The organism is Hydrogenophaga sp., assembly GCF_030158645.1.
Taxonomy (GTDB): Bacteria; Pseudomonadota; Gammaproteobacteria; order Burkholderiales; family Burkholderiaceae_C; genus Hydrogenophaga.
On the sequence record NZ_JAOASO010000081.1, the window covers coordinates 1 to 17,710 of the forward strand.

General features: G+C 64.7%; 20 protein-coding genes and 3 tRNA genes. 7 read left to right on the forward strand and 16 right to left on the reverse strand.

The genetic code is table 11. The features are described from left to right. The coding region (locus tag Q1W68_RS07700; protein ID WP_300716042.1) for a hypothetical protein at positions 1-270 on the forward strand (270 nt) is incomplete at its 5' end. Here Q1W68_RS07700 and Q1W68_RS18400 read toward each other — a convergent pair. From Q1W68_RS18400 to folC, 10 genes are all read right to left on the reverse strand, one after another. Then, positions 206-598 carry a helix-turn-helix domain-containing protein gene (locus tag Q1W68_RS18400; protein ID WP_366146695.1) on the reverse strand — a complete coding sequence of 131 codons (393 nt, stop codon included), beginning with the start codon at positions 596-598 and terminating at the stop codon, positions 206-208. The genes Q1W68_RS07700 and Q1W68_RS18400 overlap by 65 nt on opposite strands. Before the next feature lie 454 nt (positions 599-1,052). Next, a tRNA-Asp gene (locus Q1W68_RS07705) sits at positions 1,053-1,129 on the reverse strand. 56 nt (positions 1,130-1,185) lie between these two features. Continuing rightward, positions 1,186-1,261: transfer RNA gene (locus Q1W68_RS07710), tRNA-Glu, on the reverse strand. A gap of 45 nt (positions 1,262-1,306) precedes the next feature. Then, a tRNA-Ala gene (locus Q1W68_RS07715) sits at positions 1,307-1,382 on the reverse strand. 75 nt (positions 1,383-1,457) lie between these two features. Continuing rightward, positions 1,458-2,846 (reverse strand): glutamate--tRNA ligase, encoded by a 1,389-nt coding sequence (gene gltX / locus Q1W68_RS07720; protein ID WP_300716043.1) that lies wholly within the window; start codon positions 2,844-2,846, stop codon positions 1,458-1,460. Between the two features lies 1 nt (position 2,847). Next, entirely contained in the window at positions 2,848-4,053 is a 1,206-nt protein-coding gene (locus Q1W68_RS07725) for an O-succinylhomoserine sulfhydrylase (protein WP_300656072.1), read from the reverse strand. 12 nt (positions 4,054-4,065) lie between these two features. After that, complete coding sequence (gene purF / locus Q1W68_RS07730; RefSeq protein ID WP_300656070.1) at positions 4,066-5,571, reverse strand: amidophosphoribosyltransferase; 1,506 nt, start codon at positions 5,569-5,571, stop codon at positions 4,066-4,068. Between the two features lie 31 nt (positions 5,572-5,602). Then, positions 5,603-6,088 carry a CvpA family protein gene (locus Q1W68_RS07735; RefSeq protein ID WP_300656068.1) on the reverse strand — a complete coding sequence of 162 codons (486 nt, stop codon included), beginning with the start codon at positions 6,086-6,088 and terminating at the stop codon, positions 5,603-5,605. 22 nt (positions 6,089-6,110) lie between these two features. Continuing rightward, complete coding sequence (locus Q1W68_RS07740) at positions 6,111-6,818, reverse strand: SPOR domain-containing protein (protein WP_300661994.1); 708 nt, start codon at positions 6,816-6,818, stop codon at positions 6,111-6,113. 81 nt (positions 6,819-6,899) lie between these two features. Then, positions 6,900-8,249 carry a bifunctional tetrahydrofolate synthase/dihydrofolate synthase gene (folC, locus tag Q1W68_RS07745; RefSeq protein WP_300716044.1) on the reverse strand — a complete coding sequence of 450 codons (1,350 nt, stop codon included), beginning with the start codon at positions 8,247-8,249 and terminating at the stop codon, positions 6,900-6,902. A 58-nt stretch (positions 8,250-8,307) separates the two neighbouring features. On the opposite strand from folC, the gene Q1W68_RS07750 reads away from it, so the two are divergent. The 3 genes from Q1W68_RS07750 (at position 8,308) to argG (ending at position 10,407) form a co-directional block, all read left to right on the forward strand. Continuing rightward, a complete protein-coding gene (locus tag Q1W68_RS07750) occupies positions 8,308-8,652 on the forward strand; it encodes an ArsC family reductase (protein ID WP_300661988.1) in 345 nt (114 codons plus the stop codon). A gap of 88 nt (positions 8,653-8,740) precedes the next feature. Further along, positions 8,741-9,058: a pyrimidine/purine nucleoside phosphorylase gene (locus Q1W68_RS07755; RefSeq protein ID WP_300656060.1), complete on the forward strand. Its 318-nt coding sequence runs from the start codon at positions 8,741-8,743 to the stop codon at positions 9,056-9,058. Positions 9,059-9,075: 17 nt separating this feature from the next. Further along, complete coding sequence (gene argG, locus Q1W68_RS07760) at positions 9,076-10,407, forward strand: argininosuccinate synthase (protein WP_300716046.1); 1,332 nt, start codon at positions 9,076-9,078, stop codon at positions 10,405-10,407. Positions 10,408-10,431: 24 nt separating this feature from the next. On the opposite strand, the gene murB is transcribed toward argG, so the two are convergent. Then, the gene (gene murB, locus Q1W68_RS07765; RefSeq protein ID WP_300651409.1) at positions 10,432-11,481 is read right to left on the reverse strand and encodes a UDP-N-acetylmuramate dehydrogenase; all 1,050 of its coding nucleotides are present in this window, start codon (positions 11,479-11,481) and stop codon (positions 10,432-10,434) included. A gap of 40 nt (positions 11,482-11,521) precedes the next feature. Between murB and Q1W68_RS07770 the strand changes: the two genes are divergently transcribed. Beyond that, the gene (locus Q1W68_RS07770; RefSeq protein ID WP_159607562.1) at positions 11,522-12,007 is read left to right on the forward strand and encodes a YajQ family cyclic di-GMP-binding protein; all 486 of its coding nucleotides are present in this window, start codon (positions 11,522-11,524) and stop codon (positions 12,005-12,007) included. 1 nt (position 12,008) lies between these two features. Continuing rightward, positions 12,009-12,650 (forward strand): retropepsin-like aspartic protease, encoded by a 642-nt coding sequence (locus Q1W68_RS07775; protein WP_300651406.1) that lies wholly within the window; start codon positions 12,009-12,011, stop codon positions 12,648-12,650. Here the strand turns inward: Q1W68_RS07775 and Q1W68_RS07780 are convergent, their stop codons facing one another. The 4 genes from Q1W68_RS07780 to Q1W68_RS07795 are packed head-to-tail and all read right to left on the reverse strand — an operon-like array spanning position 12,651 to position 15,240. Continuing rightward, entirely contained in the window at positions 12,651-13,013 is a 363-nt protein-coding gene (locus Q1W68_RS07780) for a RidA family protein (RefSeq protein ID WP_300661982.1), read from the reverse strand. It abuts the gene before it with no gap. Then, on the reverse strand, positions 13,010-13,639 hold the full coding sequence (gene plsY / locus Q1W68_RS07785; RefSeq protein WP_300651402.1) for a glycerol-3-phosphate 1-O-acyltransferase PlsY: 630 nt from the start codon (positions 13,637-13,639) through the stop codon (positions 13,010-13,012). The genes Q1W68_RS07780 and plsY overlap by 4 nt, the downstream gene beginning before the upstream one ends. 48 nt (positions 13,640-13,687) lie before the next feature. Continuing rightward, a complete protein-coding gene (locus Q1W68_RS07790) occupies positions 13,688-14,179 on the reverse strand; it encodes an aminoacyl-tRNA deacylase (protein WP_300651400.1) in 492 nt (163 codons plus the stop codon). An 8-nt stretch (positions 14,180-14,187) separates the two neighbouring features. Next, the gene (locus Q1W68_RS07795; RefSeq protein ID WP_300661979.1) at positions 14,188-15,240 is read right to left on the reverse strand and encodes an aldo/keto reductase; all 1,053 of its coding nucleotides are present in this window, start codon (positions 15,238-15,240) and stop codon (positions 14,188-14,190) included. Between the two features lie 179 nt (positions 15,241-15,419). Between Q1W68_RS07795 and Q1W68_RS07800 the strand changes: the two genes are divergently transcribed. After that, positions 15,420-16,091 carry an OmpA family protein gene (locus tag Q1W68_RS07800; RefSeq protein WP_300653785.1) on the forward strand — a complete coding sequence of 224 codons (672 nt, stop codon included), beginning with the start codon at positions 15,420-15,422 and terminating at the stop codon, positions 16,089-16,091. Positions 16,092-16,274: 183 nt separating this feature from the next. On the opposite strand, the gene Q1W68_RS07805 is transcribed toward Q1W68_RS07800, so the two are convergent. Beyond that, complete coding sequence (locus Q1W68_RS07805; RefSeq protein ID WP_300653808.1) at positions 16,275-17,699, reverse strand: gamma-aminobutyraldehyde dehydrogenase; 1,425 nt, start codon at positions 17,697-17,699, stop codon at positions 16,275-16,277. Positions 17,700-17,710 lie beyond the last annotated feature (11 nt).

Sequence of the window (17,710 nt, forward strand, 5' to 3'; positions counted from 1 at the left end):
GATCTGTCATTCAAGCCGATGGATTGGCTGGCTTCTGAAGACTCCGATGCTGTGATGACTGCAAGCCTTGTCAAGCCTCGCCATTGGCAGCTTTCGCTGCACTGCTGTCTCTGCCCTTCCAAGGGTGGGCGACAGCCATCAGTCTTCACCTTACCTCGGCCAAGATGCGCCGAGCACTCAGTGGGTGTCCGCCGCATACCGCTGATCAGCAAGAGCGAGAGATGCCTTTCGAAATTGCAGATTTTCGAGGTCTGCCCCTGCTTCTTTTGAGCTCTACAACAGGTGGTACCAGCTTGGAGCCAACGGTTTCGCGAGGTGGTTCCCCAAGGCCTGCAACAAATGCTTCGAGATCTGAAACTCGAATCATCCTTCGGCGTCCGATCAAGAAGGTTGCAACTGGAAACCTTCCGGCAGAAAGCCAGTTTTTTGCTGTCTGGTTGGCAATACCAATTGTTCGGGCTCCCTCGAGGTAGGGGATCAGTAACGCTGTGCTCATGGCTCTTCCTGTCGGCGCAGACGCGCCCAGTTTCAACGAGCTGACGGGTTGAGACTGACAGATGATCGACCGAGACACGTGACGTGTTCGACTCATCAACATTTCCCATGATCATGGAATATGTTGATGCCGCACATGGGTGCGCGATTGAGCATGGGGTGGGAGGGATTGTGTCGGACGGTCAGCTTAAGTCATCACGACGATCAAATCCTCGAGTCCGTTGAGAACGGACATCTAATTTATCCACGTTCACGTGGACGACTGCAAAAATGGTACCACACGCGCAGATGGCATCGGCTCAGGTGGTGACAGCTACCGTAAGAACACGCCCGACGTACTTTTGCAGAGCCTGAAATCAAGCGCTTTCAAAACCACGCTTCCACTCTGCTTGCAAGTTGCAAATGGGGACAAAACCGGGACTGTCCTCCAGGTACGTCAAGGTCCTTCAAAGTATTTCCCGGGACAAAACGGGGACACTGATTTCCGTTCGGGCAAGAAAAAAGCCCGATGCTTTCGCGTCGGGCTTTATCTAAGCTGTTGATTTACAACGACATTTTGGCGGAGTGGACGGGGCTCGAACCCGCGACCCCCGGCGTGACAGGCCGGTATTCTAACCAACTGAACTACCACTCCTGGTAGCTGTAACTTTTGTCAGGCTGCTTGTGCAACTGACCAAGTGCTACAAAACTTGGCGACCCTACGGGGATTCGAACCCCGGTACTCACCGTGAAAGGGTGATGTCCTAGGCCTCTAGACGATAGGGTCATAACCTGGACTGATTTGAATTACTTCAACTCATTTTCGACACTTTGGTGGAGGTAAGCGGGATCGAACCGCTGACCTCTTGCATGCCATGCAAGCGCTCTCCCAGCTGAGCTATACCCCCACAGGGTTTGCCAATTCGCTTCGCCGATCTGATTCAGCGCTGCGTTTCAGCAAGCCTCAAATTATAGGCGATTTTTCAAGCGTTCTGCAAACGATCCAAGACTGTTTGACGGTTTTGCAATTCGAGCACCGCATCGAGCGACGGCGTCTGGGCTGTGCCCATCACCAACACCCGCACCGGCATGGCGATCTGGGGCATCTTCAAGCCGTGCGCTGTCAGCACTTCCTTGATGGCCGCCGAGATACTGGCTTTGTCCCAGGTCACACCGCCCAGCTTGCCCGCCAGCGCCGCCAGAGCGGGCCGCACGGCATCGGTCACGTGCTGTGCGCGTTCGTCGGCGTTGGGTGTGATGTCGGTGTAGAAGGCCCTGGCCCACTGGGCCAGGACCACGGTGGTGTCGCAGCGGTCCTTGAACAAACCACAGATCCGCGGCAAACGTTCGTCCACCGCGATACCCTGCCATTTCAACTGCTCGGCCACCAGCGGTGCCAACGCATCGTCGGCCATCGCCTTGAGGTGTTGCGCGTTGACCCAGCGCAGCTTGGCGTCGTCGAACTGCGCCGCACTGCGGCCCAGGTGATCCAGGTTGAACCACTCGAGGAACTGCGCACGGCTGAAGATTTCATCGTCGCCGTGGCTCCAGCCCAGGCGCGCGAGGTAGTTCACCATCGCGTCGGGCAAATAGCCTTCGTCGCGGTACTGCGTGACGGGCTTGGCGCCGTTGCGCTTGCTCATCTTCTCGCCCTGCTCGTTGAGCACGGTGGGCAGGTGGGCATACACCGGCGGCTCCTTGCCAAGTGCACGGAAGATGTTGATCTGGCGCGGCGTGTTGTTCACGTGGTCGTCGCCCCGGATCACGTGGGTGATGGTCATGTCGATGTCGTCGACCACCACGCAGAAGTTGTAGGTGGGCGTGCCGTCGGGTCGCGCGATCACCAGGTCGTCGAGTTCGTCGTTGCTGATCTCGATACGGCCCTTGACCTTGTCGTCCCAAGCCACGACACCACCTTGCGGGTTTTTGAAACGCAGCACGGGCTTCACGCCTTCAGGCACGGCCGGCAACACCTTGCCGGGCTCGGGCCGCCAGGTGCCGTCGTAGCGCGGCTTTTCCTTGGCCGCCATTTGCGCTTCGCGAAGCGCGTCGAGCTCGGCCACGCTCATGTAGCAGGGATACACCAGGCCAGCGGACACCATCTCGGCGAGCACCGCCTTGTAACGGTCCATGCGCTGCATTTGGTAGAACGGGCCTTCGTCGTGGTCCAGGCCGAGCCACTTCATGCCTTCGATGATCACGTCCACCGCGGCCTGCGACGAGCGCTCCAGGTCGGTGTCTTCGATGCGCAGGATGAAGGTGCCGCCGGTGGAGCGCGCAAACGCCCACGGATACAGCGCGGAGCGGATGTTCCCGAGATGGATGAAGCCGGTGGGCGAAGGAGCGAAGCGGGTGCGGACGGTGGTGGTCATGTCAGAGGGTGAGGAGTCCGCGGTCAAGGTCGGTCTGGATGTCTTGGAGGTGTTCTAGCCCGACCGCCACGCGGATCAGACCTTGCACCACGCCAGCGGTCTGGCGCTGTGCTTCGGTCAGGCGACCGTGCGACGTGCTGGCAGGATGGGCCATCAAGGTCTTGGTGTCGCCCAAATTGGTCGACAGCGACATGACCTGCAGTGAGTCGAGCACGTGAAAAGCGCGTGCGCGGGCCTGTTCGGCGTTGTCTGCCCTGACCTCGAACGACAGCACGGCGCCGCCACTGCCCGATTGCTGCGCCATGGCCAGCGCGTGCTGAGGATGGCTGGCCAGACCGGGGTAGTGCACGCGCGCCACAGCCGGGTGGTCTTGCAGCCATAGCGCGAGTTGAAGCGCGCGCGCCGATTGCGCCTGCATGCGGATGTCCAGCGTTTCCAGGCCCTTGAGAACGACCCAGGCATTGAAAGGCGCCAGCGTCATGCCGGCACTCTTGAGCACGGGCAGAAAGCTCTTGGTCACCAGTTCCTGGCTGGCGCACAAAGCCCCCGCCATGACGCGGCCCTGGCCGTCGAGGTACTTGGTACCCGAGTGCATGACGATGTCGGCGCCCAGTTTCATCGGCAGCTGCAGCGCCGGTGTGGCGAAGCAGTTGTCCACGCACAGCAGCGCACCGGCGTTGTGTGCGATGTCGGCCAGCGCGCGGATGTCGCACACCTCGGTGAGCGGATTGGTCGGTGTTTCGGCAAACAGCAGTTTGGTGGTCGGCCTGATCGCGCCCTGCCACGCCGCCACATCGGTCTGTGACACGAAGGTGGACTCAACGCCGAACTTGGCCAGGTCGGTGCCGATGAGCTTGATGGTCGAGCCGAACATGGAATGGGAACACACCACGTGGTCGCCGGCCTTGAGCAGGCCCATGCACATCATCAGGATGGCGGACATGCCCGACGCCGTGGACATGCAGGCCTCGGCGCCTTCGAGTGCGGCCAGTCGCTGCTCGAAGCTGGCCACGGTGGGGTTGCCGTAGCGGCCATAGGTGAAACCTTCCTCATCACCCGCAAAGCGGCGTGCTGCCGCTTCGGCGCTGGGTTGCACATAGCCGCTGGTGAGGTACAGCGCTTCGGAGTTTTCGCCGTACTGGCTGCGCTCCACAGCCTCGCGCACGGCCAGCGTGTCGCGGTGCAGATCGGTCGTCTTCTGGGTCATGGGCCTGTGCTTTCAGGCGACCTGCGCATTGGGCAGGGCCAGGCGCGAGGTGTCTTCTTCGCCTTCTTCGCTCTGGTCACGGCCTGCGTTCAGGCGCGCGATGTCGGCCAGCGTGATGTCGCCGGTCACGTACACGCCGTCGAAACACGAGGCATCGAAACCCGCCAGCTTGGGATTGAGCGAGCCGATGGCCTGCTTCATCGCGTCCACGTCCTGGTAGATCAGCGCGTCGCACCCGATGCTCTCACGCACCTCCTCGACGGTGCGGTTGTGCGCCACGAGCTCGTCGGGCGTGGGCATGTCGATGCCGTAAACGTTGGGGTAGCGCACCGGTGGCGCCGCGCTGGCCAGGTAAACCTTGCGGGCACCGGCGTCGCGGGCCATCTGCACGATCTCGCGGCTGGTGGTGCCGCGCACGATGGAGTCGTCCACCAGCAGCACGTTGCGGCCCTTGAACTCGCTGCCGATCACGTTGAGCTTCTGGCGCACCGACTTCTTGCGCACGCCCTGGCCAGGCATGATGAAGGTGCGGCCGACATAGCGGTTCTTCACGAAACCTTCGCGGTACGGCAGGCCGAGCAGTTGGGCCAGCTCCATGGCGCTGGGTCGCGACGATTCGGGGATCGGAATGACCACATCGATCTCGCTCGGCGGCACGGTGGAGACCACGCGTTTGGCCAGCGTCACGCCCATGTTCAGGCGGGCCTGGTAGACCGAGATACCGTCCATCACCGAATCGGGGCGGGCCAGGTAGACGTACTCAAAAATGCAGGGGTTGTGGCTGGTCTTGTCGGCACACTGTTCGAACTGCATCTTCCCGTCCAGGTCGACGAACACCGCCTCACCGGGCAGCACATCGCGGTCCATCTCGAAGCCATTGCCCTCCAGCGCCACCGACTCGCTGGCCACCATCACGCCGCCCTGGTCGTTGTGACCGACGCACAGCGGGCGGATGCCGAACGGATCACGGAAGGCGAGCAAGCCGTGACCTGCGATCAGGGCCACCACCGCATACGAACCCTTGACGCGCTGGTGCACGCCGCGCACCGCAGCGAACACATCGGCCGGTTTCAGCGTGATGCCGCGCGTGACCTTTTCCAGCTCATGCGCCAGCACATTGAGCAGCACTTCGGAGTCGCTGTCGGTGTTGACATGGCGGTGATCGGTTTGAAAGAGTTCCTGTGCCAACGCCTTTGCGTTGGTCAGGTTGCCGTTGTGCACCAGCACCAGGCCAAACGGCGCGTTCACGTAGAAAGGCTGCGCCTCTTCCTCGCTGAACGCATTGCCCGCGGTGGGGTAACGCACCTGCCCCAGGCCACACAGGCCTGGCAGCGCACGCATGTTGCGGGTGCGGAACACGTCGCGCACCATGCCCTTGGCCTTGTGCATGAAGAACTTGCGGCCTTGCTGCGTGACGATGCCGGCCGCATCCTGGCCGCGGTGCTGCAGCAACAGCAAGGCGTCGTAAATCAGCTGGTTGACTGGCGTTTTGCTGACCACGCCCACGATTCCACACATGTTTCGATCCTCTGAAAAAACTCAAACCGTTCTAAGCGATATATCGGGCCACCGGCTCGGGCAACAAGGGCTTGACGGCGTGCAACGTGGCCACCAGCACGTTGGCCACCACCGAACCTTGCCACCACGGGGCATCGCGCAGCGGCGACATGCTCACCACCACCGCAAAGGCCAGCAACATCACCGCGCCGCGTGCCAAGCCGAAAGCACCACCCAGAATCCGGTCCACCGGACGCAATCCGACCGACGCCACCAGCTTCTTGACCAACCACGCGAGCAATCCACCCGCAAACGCCACCGCGATGAACACCAACAGGAATCCCGCGGCCAGCTGCAGCGGCGGCGACAGGCCCTCCAGCGGCAACACCGCGGCCACTTCATCGGCGTAGGCCTGCGCGCACACGAAAGCCGCCACCCAACCGGCCACCGAGAGCACCTCGTACACCAGGCCGCGCCACACGCCGAGCAACACCGACAGCAACAACACCGTCAGCAGCAAACCATCCGTCAAACCCATGCGGCCATCGTCCGTGGGCGCGTCACAGCGTGAGCACGGCCGCGGGCAAGCCCAGGGCCTTCACCCGGGCCGCCGCCTTGTCGGCCTCGGCTCGGTTGTTGTAGGGCCCCAGGCGCACGCGGATGCGACGGCCTTCTGATGTTTCGGCCACGTGGGTGTAGGTCTTGAGCCCGGCGGCTTCGAGCTTCTGGCGCACCGATCGGGCGCCCGATTCTTCGGAGAACGCGCCCACCTGCACCACGAGGCGCTCGGCCACCGCGGTGGCCGGCGTTGCAGCGGCGGCCGTCGCAGGTGCTGTGGCGGTCTTGCCTTCGAGCAAGGCACGGGCACGTTCCGCGTCGGCAGGTGCAGAAGCGGGCTTGGCGGGCTCTGCCGTGGACTTGGGCGGGGCGGCGGCCTCAACGACCTCTTCGCGCGCACTCAGGGTTTCGCGTGCTTCAACACTGGGCGCAGGCGGTTTGGCGGTGGGAGGCGCCGCAGCAGGCGCCGCCGCCGTGGACGGCGGCTTCACGGCCGGCGCGGGCGTGCTCTTGGCCGGAATCTCGATGGGAATGTCGACCGAAATCGGGCGCGGCTGGGTGTCGAACAGCAGCGGGAACCCCACCACGCCCAGCAACACCAGCACGCTGGCGCCGATGAGACGGTGGCGCGCGCGGCGGCGCACGGCGTCAATGCTTTGCGGCGGCGGTGTCGATGGATTGCCCTGTGAGCCTGAACGGGATTTGAACATTCGGGTGGGAACCATGGCGCCAAAGGAGGCCTGGCGAGGGGCGCGACACGGGGAGCGGTCGGGACAGCTCGGGCGGAGGGGTCAGGAAGGCAGGTGTTTGGCCGACAAGCGGGGCACACCGTCCTGCAAGACACCCCCCACGGTGAAAAACGATCCGAAGACCACGATTCTATCAGCGGGGTCCGCGTGGGACACCGCCGCCTGCAGGGCCTCCATGGGGTTGGCGTGGCAGCCCGCCACCGTGCTTTTGGCCGTGGCGGGGTGGACTTTGAGCGTCTCGGCCAGAGCGGCGGCGGTGCTGGCTCGGGGCAGCGGCAGGTCGGTCAGGTGCCAGCGGTCGATCAGTGGCGCGATGCGCTCGAGCATGGCGCCCAGGTCCTTGTCGGCCATGGCGCCGAACACCGCGTGGGTGGTGGGGTAGTAGCCCATGGCGTCGAGGTTTTCGGTGAGCGCTGCCACCGAATGCGGGTTGTGCGCCACGTCGAGCACCAGGGTGGGCGTGCCGGGCACGATCTGGAACCGCCCGGGCAGCTCCACCAGCGCCAGGCCGTTGCGCACCGCCTGGGCCGTGACGGGCAGTTTCGACCGCAAAGCCTCCACCGCACCGAGCACACCCGACGCATTCACCAGTTGATTCGCGCCGCGCAGCGCCGGGTAGGCCAGCCCGGCGTAACGCCGCCCGCCGTGCGAGGGATGCATGGCCCAACCCCACTGCTGCTGGTCACCGGCGAAATGGAAGTCCTTGCCGATGCGCCAGAGGTCTGCACCGATCTCCAGGGCGCGATCCAACACGCTCTGCGGGGGCACCGGGTCGCTCACCACCACCGGGCGGCCGGTGCGCATGATGCCGGCCTTCTCGAAGCCGATGGCTTCGCGGTCGTTGCCCAGCAGGGCCATGTGGTCCAGCGCGATACACGTGATGACGGCGCAGTCGGTGTCGATGATGTTCACCGCGTCGAGCCGACCGCCCAGGCCCACCTCCAGGATCGCCACATCCAACCCCGCTCGCGACAACGTGCGCAGGATCGCCAGGGTGGTGAATTCAAAGTAGCTCAGGCTGATTTCTTCTTCCCCGCCCTGCCCCTTGCGCGCTTCTTCCACCTCCGCAAACGCCGGCAGCAGTTCGGCGGTGGCCACCGGTTCACCGGCGATGCGGCAGCGCTCTTCAAAATGCACCAGGTGCGGCGAGGTGTAGACGCCGGTGCGGTAGCCCGACTGCGTGTAAACCGCCTCCAGCATTGCGCAGGTGCTGCCCTTGCCGTTGGTGCCAGCCACGGTGATCACCGGGCAGGGCAGTGCGAGCTTCATGCGTTGCGCCACGCGCTGAACACGCTCCAGCCCCATGTCGATGGTGACCGGGTGCAGGCGTTCGGCGTGGGCCAGCCACTCGGGCAATGTGGTGGGGTGGGGAGGCAGAGGGATGTTGAGCATGGCTGGATTGTCCCATCGGGTCCACGACCTTCGCCTCCATCGCCGACAATCCCGTTCCATGATCACTGTCTACGGCATTCCCAACTGCGACACCGTCAAAAAGGCCCGCGCCTGGCTGACCGAACACGGTGTCGAACACCACTTTCACGACTTCAAGAAACAGGGCGTGTCCGAGTCCGAGCTTGACCGTTGGCTCGCCGCCGTGGGATGGGAGAGCGTCATCAACCGCAAGGGCACGACCTGGCGCCAGCTGGACGAGGCTGTTCGGGCCGGCGTGACCGATGTGGCCAGCGCCCGGGCCGTGGCGCTGGCGAATCCGAGCCTGATCAAGCGCCCGGTGGTGCAGTGGACCGACGGCATCACCGTGGGTTTTGACGCCGCCGGATGGCAATCACGCCTCTGACCACCGGCCACCGCTGCGAGCCCGCGACCTAAAATCGCGCGTTGTCTTCCGATTTTTGCCTTTTGTCCCAGCACCACACCCCAACACCATGAGCACCACCCACTTCGACGGCGTGACCGTCAACACCCAGGCCAGCGTGTACTTCGACGGCAAGTGCGTCAGCCACGGCATCACCTTCGCCGACGGCACGAAAAAGTCGGTCGGCGTGGTGCTGCCCGCCACCCTCACCTTCAACACCGGCGCGCCCGAAATCATGGAGTGCGTGGCCGGCGGTTGCGAATACAAACTGGCCGGCACCGAGGCCTGGCTCAAGTCCGGCCCTGGCGACCAGTTCAGCGTGCCCGGCAACAGCAGCTTCGAGATCCGCGTGACCGAGCCCTACCACTACATCTGCCATTTCGGCTGAACCACTGAGCGACCGTCATGGCCACCATTCTTCAGAACCTCCCCTCGCAGCAAAAAGTCGGCATCGCCTTCTCCGGCGGCCTCGACACGTCGGCAGCGCTGCTGTGGATGAAGCAAAAAGGCGCGATCCCTTACGCCTACACCGCCAACCTCGGCCAGCCCGACGAGCCGGACTACGACGAGATCCCGCGCAAGGCCATGCAGTACGGCGCCGAGAAGGCGCGCCTCATCGACTGCCGCACCCAGCTCGCGCACGAAGGCATTGCCGCCTTGCAGTGCGGCGCCTTCCACATCAGCACGGCGGGCGTGACTTACTTCAACACGACGCCGCTGGGCCGCGCCGTCACGGGCACCATGCTGGTGGCCGCGATGAAGGAAGACGACGTCCACATCTGGGGCGACGGCAGCACCTACAAGGGCAACGACATCGAGCGCTTCTACCGCTACGGCCTGCTGACCAACCCCAGCCTGAAGATCTACAAGCCCTGGCTGGACCAGCTGTTCATCGACGAGCTGGGTGGCCGCGCCGAGATGAGCGCCTTCATGACCGCCAACGGCTTCGGCTACAAGATGAGCGCCGAAAAGGCCTACAGCACCGACAGCAACATGCTCGGTGCCACGCACGAGGCGAAGGACCTCGAACACCTGAACAGCGGCATCTCGATCGTCAACCCGATCATGGGTGTGGCCTTCTGGAAGGACGAGGTGGTGGTCAAGCGCGAAACCGTGACGGTGCGCTTCGAAGAAGGCCAGCCCGTGGCGCTCAACGGCGAGACCTTCGCCAGTCCGGTTGACCTGATCCTCAAGGCCAACGAGATCGGTGGCCGCCACGGCCTGGGCATGAGCGACCAGATCGAAAACCGCATCATCGAAGCCAAGAGCCGCGGCATCTACGAAGCCCCCGGCATGGCGCTGCTGCACATCGCCTACGAGCGCCTGGTCACCGGCATCCACAACGAAGACACGATCGAGCAGTACCGCATCAACGGCCTGAAACTCGGCCGCCTGCTCTACCAGGGCCGCTGGTTCGACCCGCAATCCATCATGCTGCGCGAAACAGCCCAACGCTGGGTGGCGCGCGCCATCACCGGCGAGGTCACCATCGAGCTGCGCCGCGGCAACGACTACTCGATCATGAACACCGAGAGCGCGAACCTGACCTATGCGCCCGAGCGCCTGAGCATGGAGAAGGTGGAAGACGCGCCGTTCACGCCGCTGGACCGCATCGGTCAGCTGACCATGCGCAACCTCGACATCACCGACACGCGCGCCAAACTGGGCATCTACGCCAAGGCCGGGCTGCTCTCGCTGGGAGATGGGGCCAGCATGCTCAAGCTGGAAGGCGAGTAAGGGCCGCCCTCGGGCTCAAGCCGGTCAAACCACCACCGGCTCGGTCTCCAGCAAGATACCGAAGCGCTCGTAGACGCTGGTCTGGATCGCCTTGGCCAGCGTCATCACCTCACCACCGGTGGCGCCACCGCGGTTCACCAGCACCAGCGCCTGGCGCTCGTACACACCCGCGCTGCCCACGCCCTTGCCCTTCCAGCCACAGGCGTCGATGAGCCAGCCTGCGGCCAGCTTGATGCTGCCGTCGGCCATGGGGTAATGCACCACCTTGGGTTCACGGGCGATGATGTCGGCGCATTGTTCGCGGGACACCGTGGGATTCTTGAAAAAGCTGCCAGCGTTGCCGATCACCGCCGGGTCGGGCAATTTCGCGCGGCGGATCGCGCAGACCCAGTCGAAGATCTGCTGCGCGCTCGGTGATGAAACGCCGCTCTCCGCCATCTTGCGGTCCAGATCGGCATAACCCAGCACCGCTTTCCAGGGCTTGGGCAGCCAGAAGCGCACATGCGTGATGAGCGCACGACCGGCCAGCCCCAGGCCTTTGTCGCCGGCCGGCGGGTGTTTGAAGACCGAGTCGCGGTAGCCAAAACCGCACTTCGCGGCGTCCAGCGTGAAACTCTGGCCGGTCTGCAGATCGATCGCGTCCAGTGCGCTGAAACGGTCCTGCAGCTCCACCCCGTAAGCACCGATGTTCTGCACCGGCGAGGCGCCCACCGTGCCCGGAATCAACGCCAGGTTTTCCAGGCCCGGGTAACCCTGCTCCAGCGTCCAGCGCACGAAGTCGTGCCAGTCTTCGCCGGCCCCAGCCTCCACCAGCCAGCCCTTGGCGGTTTCCTCCACGAGGCGTCGGCCTGAAATTTCGACTTTGATCACCAGCTGCTTGATGTCACCGGTGATCACCAGGTTGCTGCCGCCACCCAGCACAAAGGGCGGTGTACCCGTCGCCGTGCGCGCTTCCTGATCGGCCAGCAGGGCCAGCACGTCGTCGGTTGAGCGCACGCGCACCAGGCGATGAGCCCGGGCAACGATGCCAAAAGTGTTATGCGGCTGGAGCGCCACGTTGTTCTCGACTACCATTCTTCGATTCTCTCATTCACCTTTTTGCAAGACCCCCAGCATGCCTTCTTTTGACACCGTTCTTGAAGCCGATTTTGTCGAAGTGAAAAATGCGGTCGATCAGGTCGCGCGCGAGATCGGCACCCGCTTCGATTTCAAGGGCACGAGCGCGGCCATCGAGCTCAAAGACAAGGAAATCATCCTGCACGGCGACGCCGACTTCCAGCTCCAGCAGATCGACGATGTGCTGCGCGGCAAACTCACCAAACGCGGTGTCGACGCGCGCTTTCTTGACGTGGGCAAGGTCGAAAAAGTCGGTGGCGACAAGGTCAAGCAGGTGGTGAAGGTGCGCAACGGCGTGAGCACCGAAGACGGCAAGAAGATCCAGCAGGCCATCAAGGGCAGCAAGCTCAAGGTGCAGGGCGCCATCCAGGGCGACGCGGTGCGGGTCACCGGCGCCAAGCGCGATGACCTGCAGGCGGCCATGGCGCTCATCAAGTCCGAACTCAAGGACCTTCCTCTCTCGTTCAACAATTTCAGGGATTGAGATGGTCCGCGCCGGCGCCCTCGCGTTGAGCGCGCTGCTGGCCTTGCCGGCAGCAGCGCAGCAGGTGGCGCTCTCCGGCGTTGCAGGCGGCAAGGCACTCGTGACCATCGACACTGCCGCGCCGCGTTTCCTCAGCCCCGGCCAGGCACACCAGGGCGTGAAGCTGCTGAGCCTGCAGGGTGAGGCGGCGGTGCTCGAGATCAACGGACAGCGCCAGACCCTGCGTGTGGGGGAAGCCCCGGTGAGTCTGGGGCGTGCCAAGGCGGACACCGGCGCCCAACGCATCGTGCTCACCGCCGACGCCCAAGGCCACTTCATGCCGCCGGGTCAAATCAATGGCCGGCAGGTCCAGTTCATGGTGGACACCGGGGCCACGCAGGTCATCATGAGCGAGTCCGATGCCAGGCGCATCAACCTCAAGTTCGAGCAGGGTCAAAAGGTGGGCGTGGCCACGGCCAATGGCAACGTGGTTGGGCACCAGATCCGGCTGGATTCGGTGCGCATCGGTGAAGCACAGGTCTACGATGTGTCGGCCATCGTCCTGCCTCAGCCGATGGCATTTGTGCTGCTGGGCAACAGCTTTCTCACCCGCTTCCAGATGCAGCGCACGAACGACCAGCTCACTCTGGACAAGCGCTATTGATCAGGGCGCTTTCTGCGCGCCTGTGACCACGATTTCAATGCGCCATGCGGCGTTCGCCAGGGCGGCCTGCACCGTGGCCCGAGGAGGCGCGGTGCCCGGCACCACCCAGGCGTCCCACACCTCGTTCATCGCACCGATGTCGGCGATGTCGGCCAGGAAAATCTGCGCGCGCAGGATGCGGGATTTGTCGCTGCCAGCCTCCAGCAAACGCTGTTGCACCTGCTCCAGCACGTCTTCGGTCTGGCCCCGAATGTCGGTATCGCCGCGCTCGGGCACCATGCCGGCCAGGTAAACGACACCGTTGAACGCCGCCGCTTCGCTGTACCGCGCGGCCACACCGATGCGGGTGATGTGCTGGCTCATGGTTTTTTCGCGCCCAGCTTGCTCTCTTTGCCGGCCATCAGGCGGTTGATGTTTTCAGCGTGCCGGTAGACCAGCAGCATGCCCATGGCCACCAGGCTGAGGACCTGCACCCCGGGCGCGTCCCACGCCACGCGGTGCCCGAGCAGGAAAAACGCCGGCGCGAACACCGCGGTGACGATGGAGGCCAAGGATGAGTATCGAAAGAACGCCGCGATGATCACCCAGGTGGCCAGCGCCGCCAGCCCCAGCCAGGGCTGGAAACCGAAGATCACGCCGGCCGCGGTGGCCACGCCCTTGCCGCCCTGAAAGCGGAAGAACACCGGGTACAGGTGGCCGAGAAAGGCCGCAATGCCCACCAGCGCCACCGTGCCGTCGCCCAACCCGTAGGCCTCGCCCCACCATTTCACGGCCACCACCGGCAGCCAGCCCTTGAGCGCATCGAGCAGCAGCGTGATGACCGCGGCGGCCTTGTTGCCCGAGCGCAGCACGTTGGTGGCACCGGGGTTCTTGCTGCCGTAGGTGCGTGGGTCGTTCAGGCCCATGAAACGGCTCACGAGCACAGCAAACGAGAGTGAGCCGATCAGGTAGGCGGCCAGGGTGGCCAACAGGGGATACAACAATGACAACAGAATCTCCTCGGTGGTTCGGGCCGCGCTCTGCGGGGCGGCGCCGGCCTATTCTGCCAGCGCGCATTCGACCGGCCGGGCAGCCAGCGGACCGCTGAGCACGGCCGGGTCGAGGCCCACCAGGTAACCCCGGCGCCCGCCGTTGATCCAGATTCTGGGCAGCGTCAACACGGACGTTTCAACGAACACGGGCATGGCGCGTTTCAAGCCGAACGGTGAAGTGCCGCCCACAAAGTACCCGCTGTGGCGGTTGGCCACCTCGGGCTTGCAGGGCTCAACCGATTTGACGCCAATCTGCCGCGCCAGGTTCTTGGTCGACACGGTGCGGTTGCCATGCATCAGCACCGCCAGTGGCTTGGCCGACTCGTCCTGCATGATCAAGGTCTTGACCACGGCGAACGGATCGAGCCCGAGCACCTGCGCGCTGTGCTGCGCGCCGCCATGCTCCAGGTACCCGTAGCTGTGTTCGGTGAACACCACGCCATGCGCCTTGAGCCAGGCAGTGGCGGGTGTCTCGCTGACGTGCGACTTTTTGGCCAAGCGTCAGCTCACTGAGCCGGGTCGCGGCTTTCCCAGCGGATTTTGTCGATCTCGGCCAGGAGTTCGGGCGACAGCGTCGTGTCCCAGGCGTCCAGGCATTCGTCGAGCTGGGTCATCGAGGTCACGCCGATGATGGTGCTGGCCACGCGCCAGTTGGTGTAGCAAAACGCCAGCGCCATCTGCGAGGGCGTGAGACCGTGCTCGCACGCCAGCGTGTTGTAGCGGCGCGCGGTGTCCAGCGCCTCGGGCCGGCCCCAACGCTGCTTGCGCATCGATTCATACAGCGCCATGCGCCCGGCATCGCCCACCAGCCCGGTGGCGTCGTACTTGCCGCTCAGCAAACCAAAGCCCAGCGGGGAATACGCCAGCAGCGACACACCCAGGCGGTGGCAGGTCTCGTCCAACCCGTTCTCGTAGCTGCGGTTGATCAGGCAGTACGGGTTCTGCACCGTGGCCACGCGCGGCAGGCCGTGCTGCTCGGCCAGGCGCACGAACTCGTGCACCCCGTACGGTGACTCGTTGGACAGGCCGATGGCCTGGACCTTGCCCGCCTGGACCAACTCGGCCATGGCTTCGAGCTGCTCCAGCACCGACGCACACGGCTTGTCCTTGGTGGGATCAAAAGTCAGCAGGCCGAAGGCTGGCACATTGCGCGCTGGCCAGTGGATCTGGTACAGGTCGATCACATCGGTCTGCAGGCGGCGCAGGCTGTCGTCGCAGGCCTTGAGGATCTCGGCCTTGCTCACGCCCGAGTTCTCACCGCGGATCCACGGCATGCCGCGCGACGGGCCAGCGACCTTGGTGGCCAGCACCACCTTGCCGCGCAGGCTCGCATCCTTGGCGAACCAGTTGCCCAGGATCGTCTCGGTGGCACCGCAAGTCTCGGCGCGTGCAGGCACCGAATACATCTCGGCGGCGTCGAGGAAATGGATACCGCGCTCCATCGAGCGGTCGAGGATGCTGTGTGCGGTGGCCTCGTCGACCTGTTCACCAAACGTCATCGTGCCCAGGCAGATGGGCGGAACTTGCAGCGCGCTGGCGCCCAATGGAACATTTTTCATGCAATTTTTTGTAAAGTCAGGGTGGAGTTGATGCCTAAGCGATCAGGCGCGGTATAAGTTTAGAGGGCATCGCGCTCCAGCACAGTCACCATCAACACACGCCCGCGTGGCGTGACCGTGACTGTCGGATCGCTGATCCAGCGCAACCATCCATCAACAACGCCAGTGGAGCATTGAACATGAACCCCATCACCAACATCACCCGTGGCCTGACGGTCACCGTCCTCGCCGCCGCCATGGCCCTCGGCGGCTGCGCCAACATGAGCGAAACCCAGACCGATTCCGCCAAGGGCGCCGGCATTGGCGCCCTCGCGGGTGTGCTGCTGGGTGCAGCCACCGGCGGCTCCAAGGGCGCTGCACAAGGCGCCGTGCTCGGCGCTGGCGCTGGCGCACTGGGTGGCTACATCTGGTCGACCAAAATGCAGGAACAAAAGCGCGCCATGGAAGCGGCCACCGCCGGCACCGGCATCGGCGTGAGCCAGACCTCGGACAACCGCCTGAAACTCGACGTGCCGGCCGACGCCGGTTTTGCCACCGGCAGCTCCACGGTGAGCCCCACGCTCCAACGCGTGCTCGGCCAGTTCGCGAACACGCTCAACGCCAACCCGGTGACAACGGTGGCGATCGTCGGTCACACCGACAGCACCGGCAGCGATGCGGTGAACAACCCACTGTCGTTCAACCGTGCCAACAGCACGCGCGACTACCTGGTGGCCCGCGGCGTGTCGCCGGCCCGCTTCGCCACCGACGGCCGCGGCTCGCGCGAGCCGATCGCCGACAACGGCACGGCTCAGGGTCGTGCACAAAACCGCCGCGTCGAGATCTACGTGGCTGAGCCTGCGCGTCAATAAGGACCTGCACGCTCGCCCCGTGGGGCGGTCGCTTGCTTTCTGACAAGAAGGAGCCCGGCATTGCCGGGCTTTTTCGCTTCCGGAGAGAGGTGCCCTGCTCAGAGACACCGAGGATGCAGCTCCGCCGGTCCCAGGTGTCGCCGCCTCACGAGGGGGGTCGCGCGCAGCGCGGCGGGGGGAGCTTCACAGCCTGACCATGATGTGCCGCGCCACCGTGTAGTCCTCCAGCGCGTACATCGACATGTCCTTGCCGTAGCCGCTGGCCTTCATGCCGCCGTGTGGCATTTCGTTGGCCAGCATGAAGTGGGTGTTGATCCAGGTGCAGCCGTATTGCAGCTTGCGCGCTGTGCGCAGCGCGCGCGAGACGTCCTGCGTCCACACCGACGAGGCCAGGCCGTATTCGGAGTCGTTGGCCCAGGTCACGGCCTCCTCAGGATCGGTGAAGCGCGTGATGGACACCACCGGTCCGAACACCTCGCGGCGCACGATCTCGTCGTCCTGCCGCGCACCGGCAATCACCGTGGGCTCATAAAAGAAGCCGCTGCCCGCGCGCATCTTGCCGCCCGCCGTCACCTCCATGTGGCCCACCATCTGCGCGCGCTCCACGAAGCTGGCCACCCGGTCGCGCTGGCGGTCGGTGATGAGCGGGCCGAGCTCCACACCGGGCTCGTCCTGCGTGCCCATCTGGATGGACTTGACCGCGCTGCTCAGGTCGGCCACCAACCGGTCGTACACCTTGGCGCCGGCGTAGAGGCGGCAGGCCGCCGTGCAATCCTGACCGGCGTTGTAGTAGCCGAAGGTGCGGATGCCCTCCACCACCGCTTCGATGTCGGCGTCGTCGAACACCAGCACCGGCGCCTTGCCGCCCAGCTCGAGGTGCGTGCGCTTCAAGGTGCCGGTGGCGGCCTGCAGGATCTTGCGGCCGGTGGACACGTCACCCGTGAGTGAGACCATGCGGACCAGCGGGTGCTCCACCAGCGGCTGTCCCACGGTCGGGCCCCGTCCACAGACCACGTTGAACACGCCCTTGGGCAGGATCTCGGCGATCACGCGCGCGAGCATCAGCGTGGTCAGCGGTGTCTGCTCGCTGGGCTTGAGCACCACCGTGTTGCCGGCCGCAAGCGCGGGCGCGCATTTCCACGCGGCCATCATGAGCGGATAGTTCCACGGCGCGATGGAACCGACCACGCCCACGGGGTCGCGCCGGATCATGCTGGTGTGGCCCGGCAGGTACTCGCCGGCCAAAGAGCCGGTCATGCAGCGCGCCGCGCCGGCAAAGAAGCGGAAGCAGTCGACGATGGCCGGGATCTCGTCCTCCAGCGCGCGCAGGTAGGGCTTGCCGCAGTTGAGCGACTCCAGGCGCGCGAACTGCTCGGCGCGCTGCTCGATCGCGTCGGCCACTTTCAGCAGCAGGCGCGAACGCTCCATCGGCGTGGTCTCGCTCCAGGTGTCAAAGGCGCGGCTCGCGCCCAGCACCGCCTTGTGGATCTGCTCGTACGAGGCCTCGGGCACCTGCGCGATCACCTCGCCGGTGGCCGGGTTGAGCACGCGCTCAGCCTCGCCCTCGCCGGCCACGAACTGGCCGTCGATGAAGAGCTCGGTCGACATCGGAACCTGGA

Excerpts from the sequence above, each read along its gene's own strand:
- Q1W68_RS07725 (WP_300656072.1), bottom strand. The coding sequence starts at position 4,053 with ATGACCCAGAAGACGACCGATCTGCACCGCGACACGCTGGCCGTGCGC.
- Q1W68_RS07775 (WP_300651406.1), top strand. The coding sequence starts at position 12,009 with ATGGTCCGCGCCGGCGCCCTCGCGTTGAGCGCGCTGCTGGCCTTGCCG.
- folC (WP_300716044.1), bottom strand. The coding sequence starts at position 8,249 with ATGCTCAACATCCCTCTGCCTCCCCACCCCACCACATTGCCCGAGTGG.
- Q1W68_RS07755 (WP_300656060.1), top strand. The coding sequence starts at position 8,741 with ATGAGCACCACCCACTTCGACGGCGTGACCGTCAACACCCAGGCCAGC.
- Q1W68_RS07795 (WP_300661979.1), bottom strand. The coding sequence starts at position 15,240 with ATGAAAAATGTTCCATTGGGCGCCAGCGCGCTGCAAGTTCCGCCCATC.
- murB (WP_300651409.1), bottom strand. The coding sequence starts at position 11,481 with ATGGTAGTCGAGAACAACGTGGCGCTCCAGCCGCATAACACTTTTGGC.
- purF (WP_300656070.1), bottom strand. The coding sequence starts at position 5,571 with ATGTGTGGAATCGTGGGCGTGGTCAGCAAAACGCCAGTCAACCAGCTG.
- Q1W68_RS07780 (WP_300661982.1), bottom strand. The coding sequence starts at position 13,013 with ATGAGCCAGCACATCACCCGCATCGGTGTGGCCGCGCGGTACAGCGAA.
- Q1W68_RS07770 (WP_159607562.1), top strand. The coding sequence starts at position 11,522 with ATGCCTTCTTTTGACACCGTTCTTGAAGCCGATTTTGTCGAAGTGAAA.
- gltX (WP_300716043.1), bottom strand. The coding sequence starts at position 2,846 with ATGACCACCACCGTCCGCACCCGCTTCGCTCCTTCGCCCACCGGCTTC.
- Q1W68_RS07805 (WP_300653808.1), bottom strand. The coding sequence starts at position 17,699 with ATGTCGACCGAGCTCTTCATCGACGGCCAGTTCGTGGCCGGCGAGGGC.
- Q1W68_RS07740 (WP_300661994.1), bottom strand. The coding sequence starts at position 6,818 with ATGTTCAAATCCCGTTCAGGCTCACAGGGCAATCCATCGACACCGCCG.
- argG (WP_300716046.1), top strand. The coding sequence starts at position 9,076 with ATGGCCACCATTCTTCAGAACCTCCCCTCGCAGCAAAAAGTCGGCATC.
- Q1W68_RS07750 (WP_300661988.1), top strand. The coding sequence starts at position 8,308 with ATGATCACTGTCTACGGCATTCCCAACTGCGACACCGTCAAAAAGGCC.
- Q1W68_RS07800 (WP_300653785.1), top strand. The coding sequence starts at position 15,420 with ATGAACCCCATCACCAACATCACCCGTGGCCTGACGGTCACCGTCCTC.
- Q1W68_RS18400 (WP_366146695.1), bottom strand. The coding sequence starts at position 598 with ATGTTGATGAGTCGAACACGTCACGTGTCTCGGTCGATCATCTGTCAG.
- Q1W68_RS07735 (WP_300656068.1), bottom strand. The coding sequence starts at position 6,088 with ATGGGTTTGACGGATGGTTTGCTGCTGACGGTGTTGTTGCTGTCGGTG.